The sequence below is a fragment of the Desulfofundulus thermosubterraneus DSM 16057 genome (genome assembly GCF_900142025.1).
In the GTDB taxonomy this organism is placed as follows: domain Bacteria; phylum Bacillota; class Desulfotomaculia; order Desulfotomaculales; family Desulfovirgulaceae; genus Desulfofundulus; species Desulfofundulus thermosubterraneus.
The window spans coordinates 22,620-40,066 of the sequence record NZ_FQZM01000005.1 but is presented as its reverse complement, the minus strand read 5'-3'; the positions used below and the strand labels follow the sequence as shown (position 1 = coordinate 40,066).

Genomic DNA, 17,447 nt, shown 5'->3' with positions numbered 1-17,447 from the left:
TTGAGTGACTGATAAAATCATAAGGGGGTCGAATGACATGAAAAAGGTATGGCAAATCCTTCTGGTGGGCCTTTTAGCCCTGGGCCTGGCGCTTACCGCTTCCGGTTGTGGCGGAGAAAAGAAGAGCGCCCAGGGGACCGGGGAGAAGAAACCCATTGTAGTTAAATTTTCCCACGTAGTGGCTGAAAGCACACCCAAGGGACAGGCGGCCTTAAAATTTAAAGAACTGCTGGAGAGCAAGTCCAACGGCCAGTTCAAGGTAGAGGTTTACCCCTCCTCCCAGCTTTACGGCGATAAGGAAGAGCTGGAGGCCCTGAGGGCTAACAACGTGCAGCTCATTGCCCCTTCGGCGACCAAGCTGGTGGGATTTAACCCGGCCTTCCAGCTGGTGGATATGCCTTTCCTGTTTGCGAGCGACCAAGCCGCCTATAAGTTCTACGACGGGGAATATGGCCAGAAGCTGCTGCGTTCCCTGGAATCCCAGGGTATGCTGGGTCTGGCCTGGTGGCCCAACGGTTCCAAGCACTTTACCAACAGCAAGCGGCCTTTAAAGAGGCCGGAAGACTTCAAGGGTTTAAAATTCCGGACCCAGAGCGGTGGCGTGCTGGATGAGCAGTTTAAGGCCTTGGGAGCTGGCTCCCAGACCATTGCTTTCGGTGAGGTGTATGTAGCCCTGCAGAACAAAACGGTGGATGGCCAGGAGAACACCTTTAACAACATTGACACCCAGAAATACGCCGAGGTGCAGAAATACATGACTGTCTCCGGTCACGGCCGTATTGATTACGTTGTGCTCACCAACACCACCTTCTGGAACAGCCTGACCGACGAACAGAAAAAACTCTTCACGGAATGCATGAAAGAGGCTACTGACTATGAACGCCAGCTGGCCGACGAACTGAACCAGAAGAGCTTCGAGAACCTGAAGAACAGCGGCAAGCTGGAAATCTACACCCTGACCGATGCGGACCGCCAGGCCTTTATCGAAGCCATGAAACCGGTATATGACAAGTATACCGACAAGATCGGTAAGGAGTACATTGAAGCGGCCAGGAACACCAAATAAATAGCTTTTCACCGGGGGCGGGCCCCGGTATGGTTCACCAGCCCGTCCCCCTTTTTGCTCCTTGCTTCGCCAAATTACGAAAAAATATGACATTCACCTGCCTTTTTTGAGGGGGGTTTAATGTGGGGCAATTCAAGAAGGCTTATGCGGCCTTTGAGGACTACTTTACTGGAGGTCTTTTGTTTACTGGGCTGACACTGGTTTTTGTCAACGTTCTGTTGCGTTATTTCTGGGGACGTCCTCAGTCCCTGCTGGATGAGTTTTCCGTTTATTTCGTGGTATGGGGGACTTTATGCGGTATTGCCGTGGCTTTAAGAAACGACCACCATATTAAAGTGGAGATGTTCTTCAGGCTGCTACCCCTGGGGATCCGGCACAAGGTGAGCATTGTGGCCCATTTAATCGGGGTGGGTTTTGCCCTCTTTTACACCTTTTACGGGTACCAGCTGGTACATACTTACATCGTGTCCGGGCAGCGTTCCACCGACAGCCAGTTTCCTTTATGGATCGTCAACCTGGTCATGCCCATCAGCGGCATCATGTTTACGGTACGTTTTGCAGAAAAGCTCTTTTTCCACTTTAAAAACGGCGGCAAGGACTGGATGGCCGCCCAGACTAAACGCTCGCTTTAGAAGGAACGAAGGATAGAAAGGAGTGCCGCCGATGGAAACGGCGTTGCTGTTTTTTATATTCGTGCTGCTCTTCCTGATCAACGTGCCCGTTGCTATCAGTCTGGCCGTCGCTGCCCTCATTGTTTTAGCTACCACCACCGACTTTACCATGTACATGATTGTCCAGCGCATGTTTGCTTCCCTGCTGTCCCCGCCCCTCATGGCCATTCCGGCCTTTGTCTTTGCCGGGGTGCTCATGTCCCACGGCGGTATTGCCAGGTACCTCATTGCCGCCCTCCGCAGCTGGTTCGGCCACCTGCCGGGGGGGTTGTCGGTGGTTACCATCCTGGCCTGCGCCATCTTTGCCGCCATTTCCGGTTCCAGTCCGGCCACGGCTGCGGCTATCGGTGCCATTATGCTTCCGGCGATGATTGAAGGGGGTTACGATAAGCGTTACGCCATGGGTCTTATTGCTGCCTCGGGTACCCTGGGTATTCTCATCCCGCCCAGTGTGACCATGGTGGTTTACGGCATCGTGTCGGAAGAATCCATAGGCAAGCTGTTTATGGGGGGGCTTTTGCCCGGACTTTTCCTGGCCGGCATGCTGATTGTCTTTGCCATCATTTATGCCAGGATTAAGGGCTACGGGCGGGGAGAACCGGCCTCCTGGCGGGATCGCTGGACGGCCACCGTCAAGGCTCTGCCCGGTGCCTTTTTACCCTTCTTTATTTTGGGAAGCATTTATTTGGGTATAGTTACCCCCACCGAGGCGGCGGTACTTTCCGTGTTCTATACCATCATAGTTTCCGCTTTTATTTACCGGGAGTTAAAGCTGCCGGACATCCGTAAAGTTTTCCAGGAGGCCATTAATATCTCCTCAATGATCTATCTGATTATTGCGGCCGCCATGGTTTTCGGCCTGTTCCTGACCTCAGAACAGGTGCCCAATAAGGTGGCCGAGTGGATTGCGGAGAGCCACCTGAACCGTTACGCCTTTTTCTTTGCCACCAACCTGATGTTCTTCATCATGGGTACCTTCCTGGAGGCTGTTTCCATTACCCTGATTACCCTGCCCCTGCTGCTGCCCATCATCAAGGCGCTGAACATAGACCTGATCCAGTTTGCCGTGGTCATGACGGTGAATATGGAGCTGGCCATGATTACCCCGCCGGTGGGTCTGAACCTCTTTGTGGTTTCGGCCATGGCAAAAGAGCGGGTTGAAGAGGTAGTCAGGGGTGTGCTGCCCTTCATCTTACTTCTGATTCTAGGACTGGTTATCTTCATCTTCTGGCCCGAGATTTCCCTGTACATTCCGCGGGTACTCATGGAACGTTAACCCCGGGAGGGGGGGAGTATGGAGAACTTATTCAGCGCCCTTTATGGGGCTCTGCGCATGATTGCCCGTCTGGCCGGGGGCTATGCCACGGTCATTGATCTGCGCAGCGGCGCCTATAAAACCGTGGATGCGACGGGGGAGGAAGTTTCCCATTACCCCCTTGAAAACTACGAGGGTTTAGAGGAGGCTAGGGAATGTCGCCGCCCCCTCCTGGTTGCTTCCCGCCGGGAGGAAGGGGTGTTACACTTCTTCCTGCCCCTGGGGGATTGCCTGCTGGCCGTAAACAACGTGCTCCGCGCCCGCCGGGAGGGGGATTTAAAGGCCATCTTCCGGGAGGCCCTTCCCTTGATTGCCCGGGTGGCCGGGGGGGAGGCGGTGCTGTTTGATCGCCAGGGGATTCGTTTTTTTGCCGTAGACCCGGACGGAAAGGAATCGGACAGGGGCATGGGGGAACTCACTTATCTGGGCAGGCAGGCCATGGAACTGGGGCGGCCGGTTATAGGGCCGTCCCTCCTGGAGGAGGGGGCCATGGCTGTGCGCATTCCAGTCACCGCGGAGTTTGGTATGGGTTTTAACAATGTCCTGGCGGTAAAACAGAAAAAAATGCTGGCTACTACCAGCCAGCGTGATTATGCCCGCTATACCTTCGCCCATATCATCGGCACTAGCCGGGCCATCCAGCATTGCATCCGCCAGGCCCGCCAGGTTGCGGTAACCAACTCTACCGTGTTGCTCTATGGAGAAACGGGCACCGGGAAGGAACTCTTTGCCCAGTCCATTCACAATGCCAGCCAGCGGTCCGGTGGTCCCTTTGTAGCCATCAACTGTGGGGCCATACCGGCCAGCCTGGTGGAAAGCCAGCTATTTGGTTATGAAGCAGGGGCTTTTACCGGCGCCCGCAAGGAGGGCCAGTCGGGGGTTTTTGAACAAGCTAACGGCGGTACCCTTTTCCTGGATGAGATTAGCGAAATGGAACTGGAACTACAGTCCCGGTTATTGCGGGTACTGCAGGAAAGGGAATTGGTGCGCATCGGGGGGAAGAAACCCATCCCCGTGGATGTGCGGGTAATTGCTTCCACCAATAAGGACCTGTGGCAAATGGTGGCCAGTGGCAAGTTTCGCCAAGACCTGTTTTACCGCCTCAATGTGGTGGACCTGCGCATCCCCCCCCTGCGGGAAAGAGTGGAGGACATCCCCTTGCTGGTGCGGCACTTTATCAAGCAGTTCCGGGACACCTTCGGTACCTTTGTGCGGGATATTTCCCCCGAGGCCCTGGAATGCCTGATGGCTTACAGTTGGCCGGGCAATGTAAGGGAATTGCAGAACTGCATTGAAAGAACCATGAACCTGGCCACCCACGAAGTAATCCTACCCTCGGATCTTCCCGCCCTTATTCGCAACTGCTCCTGCCGGCTACCGGAAAACACGGTTAGCGGTTCCTGCGCCGGGCAAATTTCACCGGTTCCTCTGTCCGGCAACAGCTCCCCCGGGGAGCAGGATAGGGCCAAGGATGAAACGCCTTTTGTAAAAACACCAGGCTCCTGTGTGTTAAAGGGTACCACCCAGGCCGTGGAACGGTCCACCATCCTGCGGGTATTGGAAGAAACGGGTTACCATCGCCGGCGGGCAGCCGAGAGGCTGGGAATCAGCACTACCACGTTATGGCGCAAAATGAAGCGGCTGGGCTTGCTTCCTGAGAAGGCGCGGGTTTCCGTTTAAATTTAAGTTTTCCCTACTTAAGAAATACACATTTTTCCCTATGCAGGCCATGGCCATAATAAGAGCCGTGGCTTTTCATATTTGCAACGGGGTTTACCTTGCGTGATTACAAAGGCCATTTCAATATTGAAATACTAGCCTATTCTCCTCCGGTGGTGCTTTCATCCCCGGACCTCTACTTTGCTGTAGTTCCGGGTCCCTTGTTATCCTCCATTATTCTGGTACGGACTTTGCGTGTTTATTTTGGCAAGAGGTGAGGTGCATGCATAAGCCACTGCGTAGTTTTCTTTTTGCTCCTGCCAGCGATTTGCGCAAGGTGGACAAGGCTTTATCCCTGGAAGCTGATGCGGTGATCCTGGACCTGGAAGATGCCGTGGCGGTGTCGGAAAAAGTACGCGCCCGGAGCCTGGTCCTGGACGTCCTGGGTCGTGCTGACCGGAAGAGCGTCTACGTACGGGTAAACGGGGTCAACACCCGCTGGATTGTGGGTGACCTGATGGCGGTGGTCGGGGGGCGACCGGCGGGTATCATGCTGCCCAAGGCTGAAGACGCCGAGGAAGTAAGGCGGGTCGACTGGCTCATTGGCCAGCTGGAAAGGGAATACGGCTTACCGGCTGGTGAGATGGAACTCATTCCCCTGGTGGAAACGGCCCGGGGAGTGATGAATGCCTATGGGGTGGCCGCTAGCTGCCCGCGGGTAAAACGGCTGGCTTTCGGGGCCGTGGATTACACCCTGGACATCGGCACATCGCTGACCGGTCAGGGTACGGAGATCTTTTATGCCCGCTCCCATCTGGTGGTGGCCAGCCGGGCGGCTGGCATTGAAGGACCCATCGATACAATTTACCCCAACATTAAAGATGAGGAAGGGCTGGCGGCAGAATGCCGCCTGGTGCGCAGTCTGGGCTTTGCCGGTAAACTGGTGATCCACCCGGTGCAACTGGGACCTGTAAACGAAATCTTTTCTCCCACGTCCGGGGAAATTGATTATGCGGCTAAAGTGGTGCAGGCTTTTGCACAGGCCGAAGCTGAAGGCATTGCGGCAGTGCAGCTGGAGGGTAAGTTTATTGATTACCCCGTGGCAGCCTGGGCCAGGCGGACACTGGCCATTGCCCGGGCTTTAGGTCTGGCGGGGGAAAAAGGATCGGGAGAACAAAAAGTTTGAGGGGGGAAAACAGTGGGTCGTCTGCTGGAACATCACAGCAAGCAGTTGCTCAAAGAAATGGGTATAACGGTGCCGTTGTATGAGGTGGCCGCTAGCGCAGTAGAGGCTGAAGAGGCCGCCCGACGCATCGGGAAACCCGTAGTGCTCAAGGCGCTGGTGCCCGTGGGCAAACGGGGTAAGGCCGGTGCCATTAAATTTGCCGATACGCCACAGGAAGCAGCTTTAAGGGCCGGGGAGTTGCTGGGCATCACGGTGCGGCATTTCCCCGTGGAAAAGGTCCTGGTGGAAGAAAAACTGGACGTGGCCCAGGAATGGTACCTTTCCATTACCTACGATAAGAGCAGACAGGCGCCGGTGATCATCGCCAGCACCAGGGGCGGGGTGGATGTAGAGGAATTGAGCCGCTCCTACCCGGGTGAAATGGTCATTCACCATGTGGATCCCTTTGAAGGCCTGCCTGGCTTTCGGGCCAGGGAGATCTGGGCGGACCTGGGGGTAGGGGGCAAACTGCTGGGTGCTGCAGGGGCGCTGTTGAGCAAACTCTATGCCACCTTTGACCGCTATGATGCCTATCTTTTGGAGGTCAACCCGCTGGTAGTAACCACCGGGGGAGAACTGGTAGCCGCGGCGGCAGTGATGAGCGTGGATGATAGCGCCATGTACCGCCAGTCCCGTCTTGCGGACATGGTCCAGCTGGGCAGCGAGCGGGCCTGGCGTCCCCTTACGGAACTGGAAAAGAAAATGGTGGAAGTAAATGAATCCGACCCCTATCGGGGTACAGCCCGCTATACTGAGATGCCCGGCGGGGATATCGGATTCATGTGCGGGGGCGGTGGCGGCAGCCTCCTGTGCTTTGATACCCTGATGTCCCTGGGGGGGCGACCGGCCAATTATTCGGAAGTAGGGGGTAACCCGCCCGAAGCAAAGGTATACGGCCTGACCAAAGGAATCCTTTCCAAACCTGGAGTGAAAGGGTTATTTGTCGCCCATAACATTACCAATAACACGCAGGTGGATGTGCTGGCCCGGGGGATAATCCGGGCGCTGGAGGAACTGAACATCAATCCGACCACCTTTCCGGTAGTGGTGCGGGAAGCCGGCGTGAATGACGCCATAGCCCGGGAGCTCTTTACGGCAGCCGGGGTGGAGTATTACGGGGATGAGGTAACTTTAACCGAGGCCTGTGCCCGGATGGTGGCCCGGATGAAGGAAGTTTACGGGGAAGGGGGACAACCATAAATGGGCATTCTTATTGATCGCCATTCCCGCATTGTGATTCAGGGGATCACCGGCCGGGAGGCCAGTATGGTCACCAAGCACACCCTGGCCTACGGCACCCGTATCGTGGCCGGGGTGACACCGGGGAAGGGTGGGCAGGAGGTCCACGGCGTACCGGTGTACGACACCTTAAAGGCGGCCTGCCGGGAACATCAACCGGATACGTCCTTGATCTACGTCCCTCCTGCCTTTGTTTACGATGCCGTGGCTGAGGCGGTGGCCAACGGGATCAAGCTAATTCTTATTCCCACCGAAAACGTCCCGCAAAAGGATGCGGTGAAATGCTTAAATCTGGCCCGCCGGGCCGGGGTGCGGGTGATCGGCCCCAATTCCGTGGGCATGATCAATCCCGGGGAACGGGTGAAACTGGGGGCCATTGGGGGAGATAATGTGGAGCGTTGCTTTGTGCCCGGCCCGGTGGGAGTGATTTCCAGAAGCGGTGGGATGACTGCTGAAACCTCCTGGATGATCAAGCGTGCCGGTTACGGGGTGAGCACCAGTGTTAGCATTGGCGGGGATGCTCTCATTGGCAGTACCATTAAAGACCTGCTGGCTCTTTTTGAAGCCGACCCACAGACCCGCGCCGTGGTCGTTTTTTCCGAGCCGGGTACTTCTCAGGAGGAGGAAGCGGCAGCCTTCATCCAGGAAAGAGGGTTTACCAAGCCGCTAATTGCTTACATTGCCGGCCGCTTTACGGAAAACATGCCTGAAGGAACTGTTTTTGGACACGCCGCAGCCCTGATTTCCGGCAATTACGGTCGTCCTTCCCTCAAGGCTGCCAGGTTGAGGGAAGCCGGTGCCCATGTCCTGGAAAATTTCGATGACCTGATTCCCACTTTAAAACAGATTCTGGGGTAGGGACGAGGGAATCTCAATGAAGAAAGAAGGTGATTTTCCATGTTGTCCCACCGGCTGGCTGACTTTATTGGCCAGATCCAATATGATATGCTTCCCGCGGCCACAGTACATATGGCCAGAATGGCTTTCCTGGACTGGCTGGGTTCGGCTGCGGCCGGCGGCCTGCAGGCGCCCGCCAAAAAAATCCAGGCGGTTGTCAAGCAGCAGGGGGGCTCTCCCCAGGCCACCCTGCTGGCAACCGGGGAGAAAATCTCCTGCCTCAATGCGGCCCTGGCTAACGGCATCGCCTCCCATATCATGGAGTTGGATGATGTACACCGGGCTGCCATCATCCATGCCGGGGCGGCAGTGATACCGGCTGCCCTGGCTGTGGCGGAGATGATCAGGGCGAGCGGTCGCCAGTTGTTGGAGGCCATTGTGGTAGGTTATGAAGTGGCCATCCGGGTTGGCGAAGCCGTTACCCCGTCACACTATTACTTCTGGCACACCACTGGTACCTGCGGTACTTTTGGTGCGGCGGCTGCGGCCGGAAAACTTTTGGGTTTAAATAAAGAACAGCTGGTCTGGGCCCTGGGCAATGCCGGTACCCAGGCTGCCGGATTGTGGGAATTTCTAGTCGACGGAGCCATGTCCAAACATCTCCACCCAGGTAAGGCCGCCCAGAATGGCGTGCTGGCCGCTTTGCTGGCCAGGGAGGGATTTACCGGAGCCATGCGTATTCTAGAAGGGGAAAGGGGGTTCTGCCGGGCTACGGCTCCCCGGTTTGACCTGAGTAAAATTACCGCGAACTTGGGCAAGCAACCCTACAAGGTGGAAGAAAATTCCTTTAAAATCCACGCCTCCTGCCGCCATACCCATCCCGCGGTGGATGTAACCTTGGAACTGGTTGCCCGCCACGGCCTTAAACCTGCCGACGTGGCTACCATTATCGTGCGCACTTACCGCACGGCCCTGGACATTACCGCCAATCACCAGCCGGCCACGGTTTATGCAGCCAAGTTCAGCCTGCCTTTCTGTGTGGCCCTGGCCCTGCAAACCGGGCGCTGCGGCCTTGAGGACTTCACCCCGGAAAAACTCTCGGATCCCGTGATCCATGATCTCATGTCCCGGGTTAGCCTGGTGATGGACGAAGAGCTTGATGCCCTTCATCCCGCCCGCTGGCCGGCAATAGTGGAGATAGAAACCCATTCGGGTCAGGTATACCAGGGGCGCACGGATTTTCCCCGGGGCGACCCGGAAAATCCGGTTACTGCCGAAGAACTGGTGACCAAGTTCCATGCTCTGGCTGCCGGACCCTGGGGAGAACAGAGGTCGCGGGTTCTGGCGCAGGCGGTTCTGGATCTGGAGAACGTGGTAGATGTGGCCGATTTGTTCCAGGTACTTTCGCCAAACCACTATGGGAGGGTATGGCACTCCTCCTGCGGAATAACACAGCACGAAAGGTGAACACGAAACACGGTGTAGCCGGGGAGGCCAGTATTAATGAAAGGTTCCTTTACTGAATTGCAAAACCGGGTTATCCAGCGGGGGCTGTGTACTGCCTGTGGAACTTGCGCCGGGGTGTGCCCGGCAGGGGCCATCGGCTGGGCTTATGTGGATGACGAACCACTGCCTGAATTAACCGGGGAATGTGCCGGCTGCAATATCTGTACCACCGTCTGCCCCGGGGAAGAGGTGAACTTACCTGCCCTGGAACAGTTTGTTTTTGGCCGGGTTAGGGAAGAACAGATTCCCGACCTGGGTTTTTACCGGGAAGCCCGGGTTGGCTGGGCCACTGACCGGGTCACCAGGCAACTGGGTGCCAGCGGGGGATTGGTTACGGCCCTGCTGATTTATGCCCTGGAAAAGGGCATTATCGATGGCGCGCTGGTAGCCGGTTTCCGGCAGGATCTGCCCTGGCGTACCGAGGCCAGGCTGGCGGTTAATGGTGAGCAACTCCTGGCCGCTGCCAGGAGCAAATATGCCTGTGTACCGGTAAACACCCTTTTAAACCAGGCTCTGGAACAGGGTTACCGGCGCCTGGCGGTGGTGGGCTTGCCCTGTCATATCCACGGCTTGCGCAAGATGCAGTTTTACGGTCAGCCCGTTTCCCTGGCACGGGGGGTGGTGCTGATGGTGGGGCTTTTCTGCGCTTCCCAGTTTTATTTTGAGGGTACGCGCCACCTGCTGGTAGAACGTCTGGGGGTGGACAGGCTGGAAGATATTGCCTCGCTGAGCTACCGGGGCGGCGATTGGCCGGGCCACCTGGTGGTGGAACTGAAGGACGGGCGGAGGCTGCTCCTGGACCGCCACGAGTATATGTACCACCATCTCATGCCTGCTTTCAAACGGGATCGCTGCGAGATGTGCGTGGATTGGGCTGCGGAACTGGCGGACCTGTCGGTAGGGGACTACTGGGACCCGCAGGTGCGGGCCGGGCAGGCTTTAGGAGCATCTTCTTGCCTGGTGCGCAGTCCAGCTGGTGAAGAGCTGCTGGATGGGGCCGTGAAAAACGGCTATGTGGAAACAATTCCCCTGGAAGCTGCCCGCCTGGCCGCCGGGATAGGATACGAGCTGAAAAAGCACGCGGCAGCCTTCCGGTTAAGGCAACGGCGTCGTTTCGGCTGGCCCGTACCGGAATATCACCGCGAGATCCACTGCATCCCCTTTGCCCGTGAGTTACATCTGGCGCCGGAAACTCATCAAAACCCCCAAGAGTGACTTTGAAGATTAAGGAGGTGTCCTTAATGCTAATCCACGAAGTGCTGGTGGTAGGGGGCGGGCTGGCTGGCCTGATGGCTGCGCTGGTGGCCTCGCAAAAGGCCGATGTGGCCGTTTTGAGCAAGATCTACCCCACCCGTTCCCACAGCGGGGCAGCGCAAGGGGGGTTTAACGCCGCCCTTGGGGAAGACGATAGTGTGGAAGCCCATATTTTTGATACCGTAAAGGGGAGCGATTACCTGGGGGATCAGGATGCCATCGAGGTACTTTGCAGCGAGGGGCCGGAAGTGATTTTAGAGCTGGAGAGGATGGGTGTGCCCTGGACCCGTACCCCCGAAGGCAGGGTGGCCCAGCGCTCCCTGGGTGGTGCCGGCTTTCCCCGAGCCTGCTTTGCCGCCGATTTCTCCGGCCATGTGGTCCTGCATACCCTTTTTGAACAGGTTCTCAGGCGGGGAATTAAGATTTACCCGGAATGGCATTTGGTGGAGTTGCTGGTGGAAGACGGGCAGGTGGCCGGGGTGCTGGCCTATGACCTGGCCCGGGCCAGGTTGGAAGTAATCCGCAGCAAGGCGGTCATCTTGGCCACGGGTGGATACGGCCGGGCCTTTGCCAAAACCACCAATGCCCACGCCAACACGGGAGACGGCATGGCCATTGCTTACCGGGCGGGAGCAGTTCTTTCGGATATGGAGTTCGTCCAGTTCCATCCTACCACCTTGTACGGTACCAACATTCTTATTTCCGAAGCGGCCCGGGGAGAGGGCGGTTACCTGCGCAATTATGACGGTGAACGGTTTATGGTTCATTACGCACCTCAGAAGATGGAACTGGCTCCCCGGGATGTGGTTTCCCGGGCCATTTTCAAGGAGATTAAGGAGGGGCGCGGATTTGAGGGACAGTACGTGCATCTGGATCTAACCCATCTGGGAGAGGCCCTGGTGGCGGAGCGCCTGCCCCAGGTGCGGGATCTAGCCATCCGGTATGCCGGGGTGGATCCCGCCAGGGCACCCATGCCCATCGAACCGGCCCAGCACTACAGTATGGGCGGAGTACGCACCGATGTTTGGGGTATGACCAGTTTGACCGGCCTTCTGGCCGCAGGCGAGGTGGCCAATGTGAGCGTGCACGGGGCCAACCGGCTGGGGGGTAATTCCCTGCTGGAGACGGTGGTTTTTGGCCGGCGGGCTGGTCATCGGGCTGCCCAACTGGCCCGGCAGGAGCCCTGGCCAACCCTTTCTGCAGCAACCATAACCCGTGCTTATGAATCCTGGTCATCCCTGTTAGCCGGTCGGGGACAAGGGGTTCAGGAGGACAGCACTTTTGCCATCCGGCAGGAGATGACCAACCTGATGACCAACCAGGTTGGGGTATTCAGGGTGGGCAGTGAGCTGGAAGACGCGGTTAACCGGCTGGCTAAACTAAAAGAACGTTACCAAAGGCTTAAGGCCCCCGGCGGAATGCAGCCCTTTAACTACGCCCTGATGGATTATCTTGAGGTAGGGTACCTTTTAGATTTGTGTGAAGTCATTGCCCGGGGGGCGTTGCGCCGCACCGAGAGCCGGGGAGCCCATTACCGGCTTGACTACCCGCAGCGGGATGATCAGAACTGGCTGTGCCATACTTTTGTGCGCCGCGGGGAAGACGGACCGGAGTTTAGTAACGGTCCGGTGAAGATCACCCGTTATGCACCGCAAGAGAGGGGGTACTAGGAATGAACGTGGTGTTAAACATCTGCCGCTTTAACCCCGAAGTGGATGTAAAACCCTACTTTCAAGAATTTACCGTGTTGGTGGAAGAGCATAACACGGTGCTGGATGCCCTGCTGCAGGCCTGGCAGCAGGATCCAGGGTTATCCTTTCGCCGCTCCTGCCGTAGCGCCATTTGTGGTTCCTGTGCCCTTTGTATCAACGGGCGCCCCGGCCTGGCCTGCCAGACCCTGATTCGTAACGCCATAACTGAGGGCGGACGCATTACCCTGGAGCCGCTACCCCACTTTAGGCAGCTGAAAGATCTGGTGGTGGATCTGGACCCCTTCTTTGAATCTCTTAAAGCAGTGGTTCCCTGGGTGGTTATCCGGGACAATCACGACGGTCGCATGGCGCCGGAGGTGGCACGGAAACTGGAAAGCCCGGCTACCTGCATTCTCTGTGGGGTTTGTCACGCAGCCATGGATGATCCCGGAGAAGTAAAACCGGCGGCCCTGGTAAAGGGTTTGCGGCTGGCCCTGGATCCCCGGGATGTCCTGGGTGCCGCCCGCCTGCAGTTAATGAAGGTACCTCGTGACATTTTAAGGTTATTCATCAAAAATTTACCTGAGAAGTGTCCCAAAGGAATCACGGTGCCTGAGGACGTATGCCACGTATAAATCAGACAAAGGAATGGCCATTAACATGCCATTCCTTTGCGATTGAGAAAGGAAGTGAGCCATGATGAGCAGGTGTGCAGAATGTGGAATTTATGCTTGCTACTCGGGTCAGACGGGGAAGATTCCGGAGCACTGTCCCATGAAATCCGAAGGCAGCGTTTATGAGGAAGCCAGAAAGGAATACCAGGAACCGGGCGTATTTAATCTAGCCCTTAGCTCGGCCTTAACTGAATCTGCCGGTTACGGAAAATGGACAAGGTTGGAGGAAATCATTCAGTTCAGCCGGAGGGCTGGCTTCACCATGCTGGGTTTGGCCTTTTGCGTGGGCTTGCGCAGGGAAGCAGCTGAGGTATCAAAAATTTTGAAACAAGCAGGGTTTAGCGTTATATCGGTAATGTGTAAAACTGGCTCGGTGCCAAAGGAGTTTTTGGGCATTACTGACGAACAAAAGGTCCGCCCCGGTCAATTTGAACCCATGTGCAATCCCATCGTGCAGGCACACATATTGAACCGGGCCGGAACGGAATTGAACGTTTTATTAGGCCTTTGTGTCGGTCACGATAGTTTATTCATCAAATATTCGGCAGCTCCGGTCACCGTTCTGGCAGTCAAGGACCGCGTGCTGGCCCATAATCCCTTGGGAGCCGTTTACGCTGCTCATTATTATATCCCGAAGCTGGCAGCTTACAAAAAGGATTAGGGACAGGGGGGAGGGGTTTTAACTTTAAAGTTTACGCAGCAGGCCCACTACCTTGCCCAGGATTAGCGGGTTTTTTACCTTGATGGGAGACATGGCCTTGTTTTCCGGTTGCAGGCGAATATGGTCGTTCTCCCGGAAGAATCTTTTTACCGTGGCTTCGTCCTCCAGAAGAGCTACCACAATGTCCCCGTTATCGGCACTGGGCTGGCGCCGGACTACCACCAGGTCCCCATCCAGGATGCCGGCTTCAATCATGCTGTCGCCCCGGACGGTAAGCATGAAGAATTCTCCCTCTCCGGTAAAACTGGCCGGCAGGGGAAAAACATCTTCCTGGTTTTCCACGGCCAGGATGGGTTCACCTGCCGCTACCCGTCCCAAAAGGGGGACCATCTGCATGGGCCGGCTAAAGGACAAAGTGTGTTCCAGTAGTTCTAATGCCCGGGGTTTGGTGGGATCCCGGCGTAAGAGGCCTTTATCTTCTAAACGCTTTAAATAGTAATGCACTGTAGAGCTGGATTTTAGCCCGACAATTTGACCGATCTCCCGAACCGAAGGGGGATAGCCTTTGGTGCGTATGTTTTCTTTTATTACTTCTAAAATAATCTTCTCCCGGGGGGTGAGTGCGGTGTTCATAAACCGTCAACCTCCCTTTTTCTTTTGAATTATACCATAAAGGTATTGGTGAAAAAACGGTTGTTCGAAATCAATGTTTTTTATTTTTTAGAAGGGATTAGAAAATAAGCGTCGAAATAATCCCCTAAAATGTCGGAATAATCCCGTAAAATTTGGACCACATAGAAGGTGAAGCGGCATGCCCAGGTTAACCGTAGCCATTATCGGGGGCAATGAGGACGGTTATTCCATTTACCGCATGTTAAAGGCTGTGGGAGATGTGGAAATTTTGGGGGTGGCCGATCCCGATCCTTCATCTCCGGGAGTTAAAGCTGCGGCTGCAGACGGGGTTTTTACTACTGCCGATTATACGGAAATAGTGCGTTTGCCCGGCGTGGATGTTTTGATCGAGGCTACCGGAGAACCGGAAATCCAGATGTACCTGCACCAGATAAAACCGCGGAAAACGTCCATCATGGAGGCCCGGGCGCTGGATCTTATGCTGGCCGTATTAAGGGAAAAGGAGAAGTTGCTTGAAGCACGGCGGGTACAGGGAGAATTGGCCGCCATCCTTGATTCGGTCCAGGAGGCCATCGAAGTGGCGGACTCCCGCGGGGTGATCAAATACGTCAATCCGGCCTTTACCCGGATTACCGGTATCAGTGAAAAGGAAAGGATTGGACAGAATATTTTTGAAGCTTCCCCCGACGGAGCTCTGGCCACGGTGTTGCGCACCGGCCGCAGTGTGGTGGGGCACCGTACAAGGGTAGGGGGGAGTAATGCGGAAGTCATTTCCAACGCCGCCCCCATCATTGTGGACGGCAAGATGGAAGGAGCGGTGGTGGTTTTTCAGCACTTTACCGATGTCATGAATTTGATGGAACAATTGCGCCAGAGCACCAGCATTATCGAGAATCTCTCCGATAAATTCGGCCAGGTTACCACCAGTAAATATACTTTTGCCGATATCCTGGGCAATAGTGCCGAACTGCGCCGCTGTATCCAGGTGGCCGAGAGGGCAGCCCGTACAAACTCCACCGTTCTGTTGCTGGGAGAGAGCGGTACGGGTAAAGAGTTGTTTGCCCATGCCATTCATCATGCCAGTCCCCGCAGGGATAAGCCGTTTATTAAGGTTAACTGCGCCGCCATCCCGGACAGCCTTTTGGAGAGCGAGTTTTTCGGGTACGCTAAGGGAGCCTTTACCGGAGCCGTTAAATCTAAGATCGGCAAGTTTGAACTGGCCCATGGTGGAACCATTTTTCTCGATGAAATTGGAGATATGAATCTGAACTTGCAGGGAAAACTGCTCCGGGTTTTGCAAGAAATGGAGTTTGAGCGGGTGGGAGGCACCCAGACTATAAAAGTGGATGTGCGGGTTATTGCGGCTACCAACCGCAACCTGCGGGAATTAATCCGCCAGGGCAGGTTCCGTGAAGACCTCTACTACCGGCTAAATGTAGTCGAGATTACCATTCCACCCTTGCGGGTTCGCAAGGAAGATTTACCTATTCTGATCAATAACTTGATTATCAAGCTTAACCGCAAACTGGGCAAAAAAGTGAAGGGCTTGTCTAAGGATGCCGAGGAGATTCTCTACAGCTACGATTGGCCTGGTAATGTGCGGGAGCTGGAAAATGTGTTTGAACGGGTGATGGTAACCGTAGACGAGGAGGTTTTTACCAAGAAACATTTTATCCAGCATGTCAGCCAGTTTAAGGCATCCCCGGAACGGGATATTGAGCTTATTCCCATTGATCAGATGGAACAATTGCTGATCAGAAAAGCTATCGCCAAATTTGGTACCAGTGTGGAAGGCAAGCGGCGGGCCGCCCAGGCGCTGAATATTTCCCTGGCCACCCTGTATAACAAGCTAAAGAAAAGTCGAACTGAAGATTTCACCAATTAACAAGATTATAATTATTAGACTAATTCTAAAGGTTAGAACAGAGTGTCTATCCTTTTTACCCTAGAAATAATGGATATCTCAAGTCTCTCTTTATAGAGTTTAGAAAAAAAAGGTGATACCCCTTTTGTTTTTATATTTTAGAATTGCCCTAAGTAGGCGGCAAAAACACTTTTTGATGTATTGGTCGGTTTGTCCTGCACTTGGTATAAAAATTGCACTTGTGAAATAGTTGCTTAGTGAAGGTGGAAGGGGGGAAAGGCTTTTTGCGACTTGTAGATACTGCTACCATTACAGCCACGGTAGCCGAATTATGTCAGAAAGCGAACTACGAGCTGGGTGAAGATGTACTGGCGGCATTCAAAGAGGCCTTGGGTCAGGAAATTTCCCTCACGGGCAGGGATATCCTGCAACAGTTGCTGGAAAATGCCCGTATTGCCCGGGAGGAGCAGGTCCCCATGTGCCAGGACACCGGTTTTGCCGTTGTTTTTCTGGAAGTGGGGCAGGAAGTGGTCGTTTCCGGGGGGGACCTGTACGAAGCAGTAAACGAAGGGGTGCGCCGGGGCTACCAGGAGGGTTACCTGCGTAAGTCCATCGTTGATCACCCCCTGCGCCGCAAAAATACGGGGGATAACACGCCGGCAGTAATTCACACCCGCATTGTCCCCGGTGATAAACTCAAGATCATTGTTGCTCCCAAAGGGGGCGGCAGTGAGAACATGAGCGGCCTGCGCATGCTTAAGCCGGCTGAAGGGGTGGAGGGGGTTAAAAAGTTTGTCATCGAGCAGGTAAGAGCAGCCGGCCCCAATCCTTGCCCGCCCGTGGTGGTGGGTGTGGGTATTGGGGGCACCTTTGAAAAGGCTGCCTTGCTGGCCAAGGAAGCCCTCCTGCGCCCGTTGGGACAACCCCATCCTGATACCGAGATTGCCTGCCTGGAAAGGGAGCTTCTGGAGGCTATTAATAACCTGGGTATCGGTCCCCAGGGCCTGGGCGGTCGCACCACTGCTCTGGCGGTGCACGTGGAAGTCTTTCCGTGTCATATAGCCAGCTTGCCGGTAGCAGTAAACATTAACTGCCATGCCAGCCGGCACAAAGAAGCAATACTCTAACGCGAGTATTGTGTGGGAGGTAGAA

At 55.4% G+C, this 17,447-nt stretch carries 15 protein-coding genes; 14 read left to right on the top strand and 1 reads right to left on the bottom strand.

Going from position 1 to position 17,447, the window contains the following annotated elements; translation table 11 throughout:
- Positions 1-37 precede the first annotated feature (37 nt).
- The 12 genes from BUA65_RS02160 (at position 38) to BUA65_RS02105 (ending at position 13,798) form a co-directional block, all read left to right on the top strand.
- On the top strand, positions 38-1,066 hold the full coding sequence (locus BUA65_RS02160) for a TRAP transporter substrate-binding protein (RefSeq protein WP_072867132.1): 1,029 nt from the start codon (positions 38-40) through the stop codon (positions 1,064-1,066).
- A gap of 122 nt (positions 1,067-1,188) precedes the next feature.
- Complete coding sequence (locus BUA65_RS02155) at positions 1,189-1,698, top strand: TRAP transporter small permease (protein ID WP_072867131.1); 510 nt, start codon at positions 1,189-1,191, stop codon at positions 1,696-1,698.
- 31 nt (positions 1,699-1,729) lie between these two features.
- A complete protein-coding gene (locus BUA65_RS02150) occupies positions 1,730-3,013 on the top strand; it encodes a TRAP transporter large permease (protein ID WP_072867130.1) in 1,284 nt (427 codons plus the stop codon).
- Between the two features lie 18 nt (positions 3,014-3,031).
- Positions 3,032-4,732 (top strand): sigma-54 interaction domain-containing protein, encoded by a 1,701-nt coding sequence (locus BUA65_RS02145; RefSeq protein ID WP_072867129.1) that lies wholly within the window; start codon positions 3,032-3,034, stop codon positions 4,730-4,732.
- Positions 4,733-4,994: 262 nt separating this feature from the next.
- Positions 4,995-5,897: an HpcH/HpaI aldolase/citrate lyase family protein gene (locus BUA65_RS02140; protein ID WP_072867128.1), complete on the top strand. Its 903-nt coding sequence runs from the start codon at positions 4,995-4,997 to the stop codon at positions 5,895-5,897.
- A 12-nt stretch (positions 5,898-5,909) separates the two neighbouring features.
- The gene (locus tag BUA65_RS02135; protein ID WP_072867127.1) at positions 5,910-7,136 is read left to right on the top strand and encodes an ATP-grasp domain-containing protein; all 1,227 of its coding nucleotides are present in this window, start codon (positions 5,910-5,912) and stop codon (positions 7,134-7,136) included.
- Positions 7,137-8,033, top strand: a complete 897-nt coding sequence (locus tag BUA65_RS02130) for a succinate--CoA ligase subunit alpha (RefSeq protein ID WP_072867126.1) — start codon at positions 7,137-7,139, stop codon at positions 8,031-8,033.
- Between the two features lie 39 nt (positions 8,034-8,072).
- Entirely contained in the window at positions 8,073-9,479 is a 1,407-nt protein-coding gene (locus BUA65_RS02125; RefSeq protein WP_072867125.1) for an MmgE/PrpD family protein, read from the top strand.
- A 36-nt stretch (positions 9,480-9,515) separates the two neighbouring features.
- On the top strand, positions 9,516-10,733 hold the full coding sequence (locus BUA65_RS02120; RefSeq protein WP_072867124.1) for a Coenzyme F420 hydrogenase/dehydrogenase, beta subunit C-terminal domain: 1,218 nt from the start codon (positions 9,516-9,518) through the stop codon (positions 10,731-10,733).
- 26 nt (positions 10,734-10,759) lie between these two features.
- Positions 10,760-12,442 (top strand): FAD-dependent oxidoreductase, encoded by a 1,683-nt coding sequence (locus tag BUA65_RS02115; protein WP_072867123.1) that lies wholly within the window; start codon positions 10,760-10,762, stop codon positions 12,440-12,442.
- 2 nt (positions 12,443-12,444) lie between these two features.
- Positions 12,445-13,098, top strand: coding sequence for a succinate dehydrogenase/fumarate reductase iron-sulfur subunit (locus BUA65_RS02110; protein ID WP_072867122.1), 654 nt, complete (start codon positions 12,445-12,447; stop codon positions 13,096-13,098).
- A 64-nt stretch (positions 13,099-13,162) separates the two neighbouring features.
- Positions 13,163-13,798: a DUF1847 domain-containing protein gene (locus BUA65_RS02105; RefSeq protein WP_072867121.1), complete on the top strand. Its 636-nt coding sequence runs from the start codon at positions 13,163-13,165 to the stop codon at positions 13,796-13,798.
- Between the two features lie 24 nt (positions 13,799-13,822).
- Here the strand turns inward: BUA65_RS02105 and lexA are convergent, their stop codons facing one another.
- A complete protein-coding gene (lexA, locus tag BUA65_RS02100; protein ID WP_072867120.1) occupies positions 13,823-14,431 on the bottom strand; it encodes a transcriptional repressor LexA in 609 nt (202 codons plus the stop codon).
- Between the two features lie 178 nt (positions 14,432-14,609).
- Between lexA and BUA65_RS02095 the strand changes: the two genes are divergently transcribed.
- Positions 14,610-16,316, top strand: coding sequence for a sigma 54-interacting transcriptional regulator (locus BUA65_RS02095; protein WP_072867119.1), 1,707 nt, complete (start codon positions 14,610-14,612; stop codon positions 16,314-16,316).
- Positions 16,317-16,579: 263 nt separating this feature from the next.
- Positions 16,580-17,422 carry a fumarate hydratase gene (locus tag BUA65_RS02090; RefSeq protein ID WP_072867118.1) on the top strand — a complete coding sequence of 281 codons (843 nt, stop codon included), beginning with the start codon at positions 16,580-16,582 and terminating at the stop codon, positions 17,420-17,422.
- Positions 17,423-17,447: the final 25 nt, after the last annotated feature.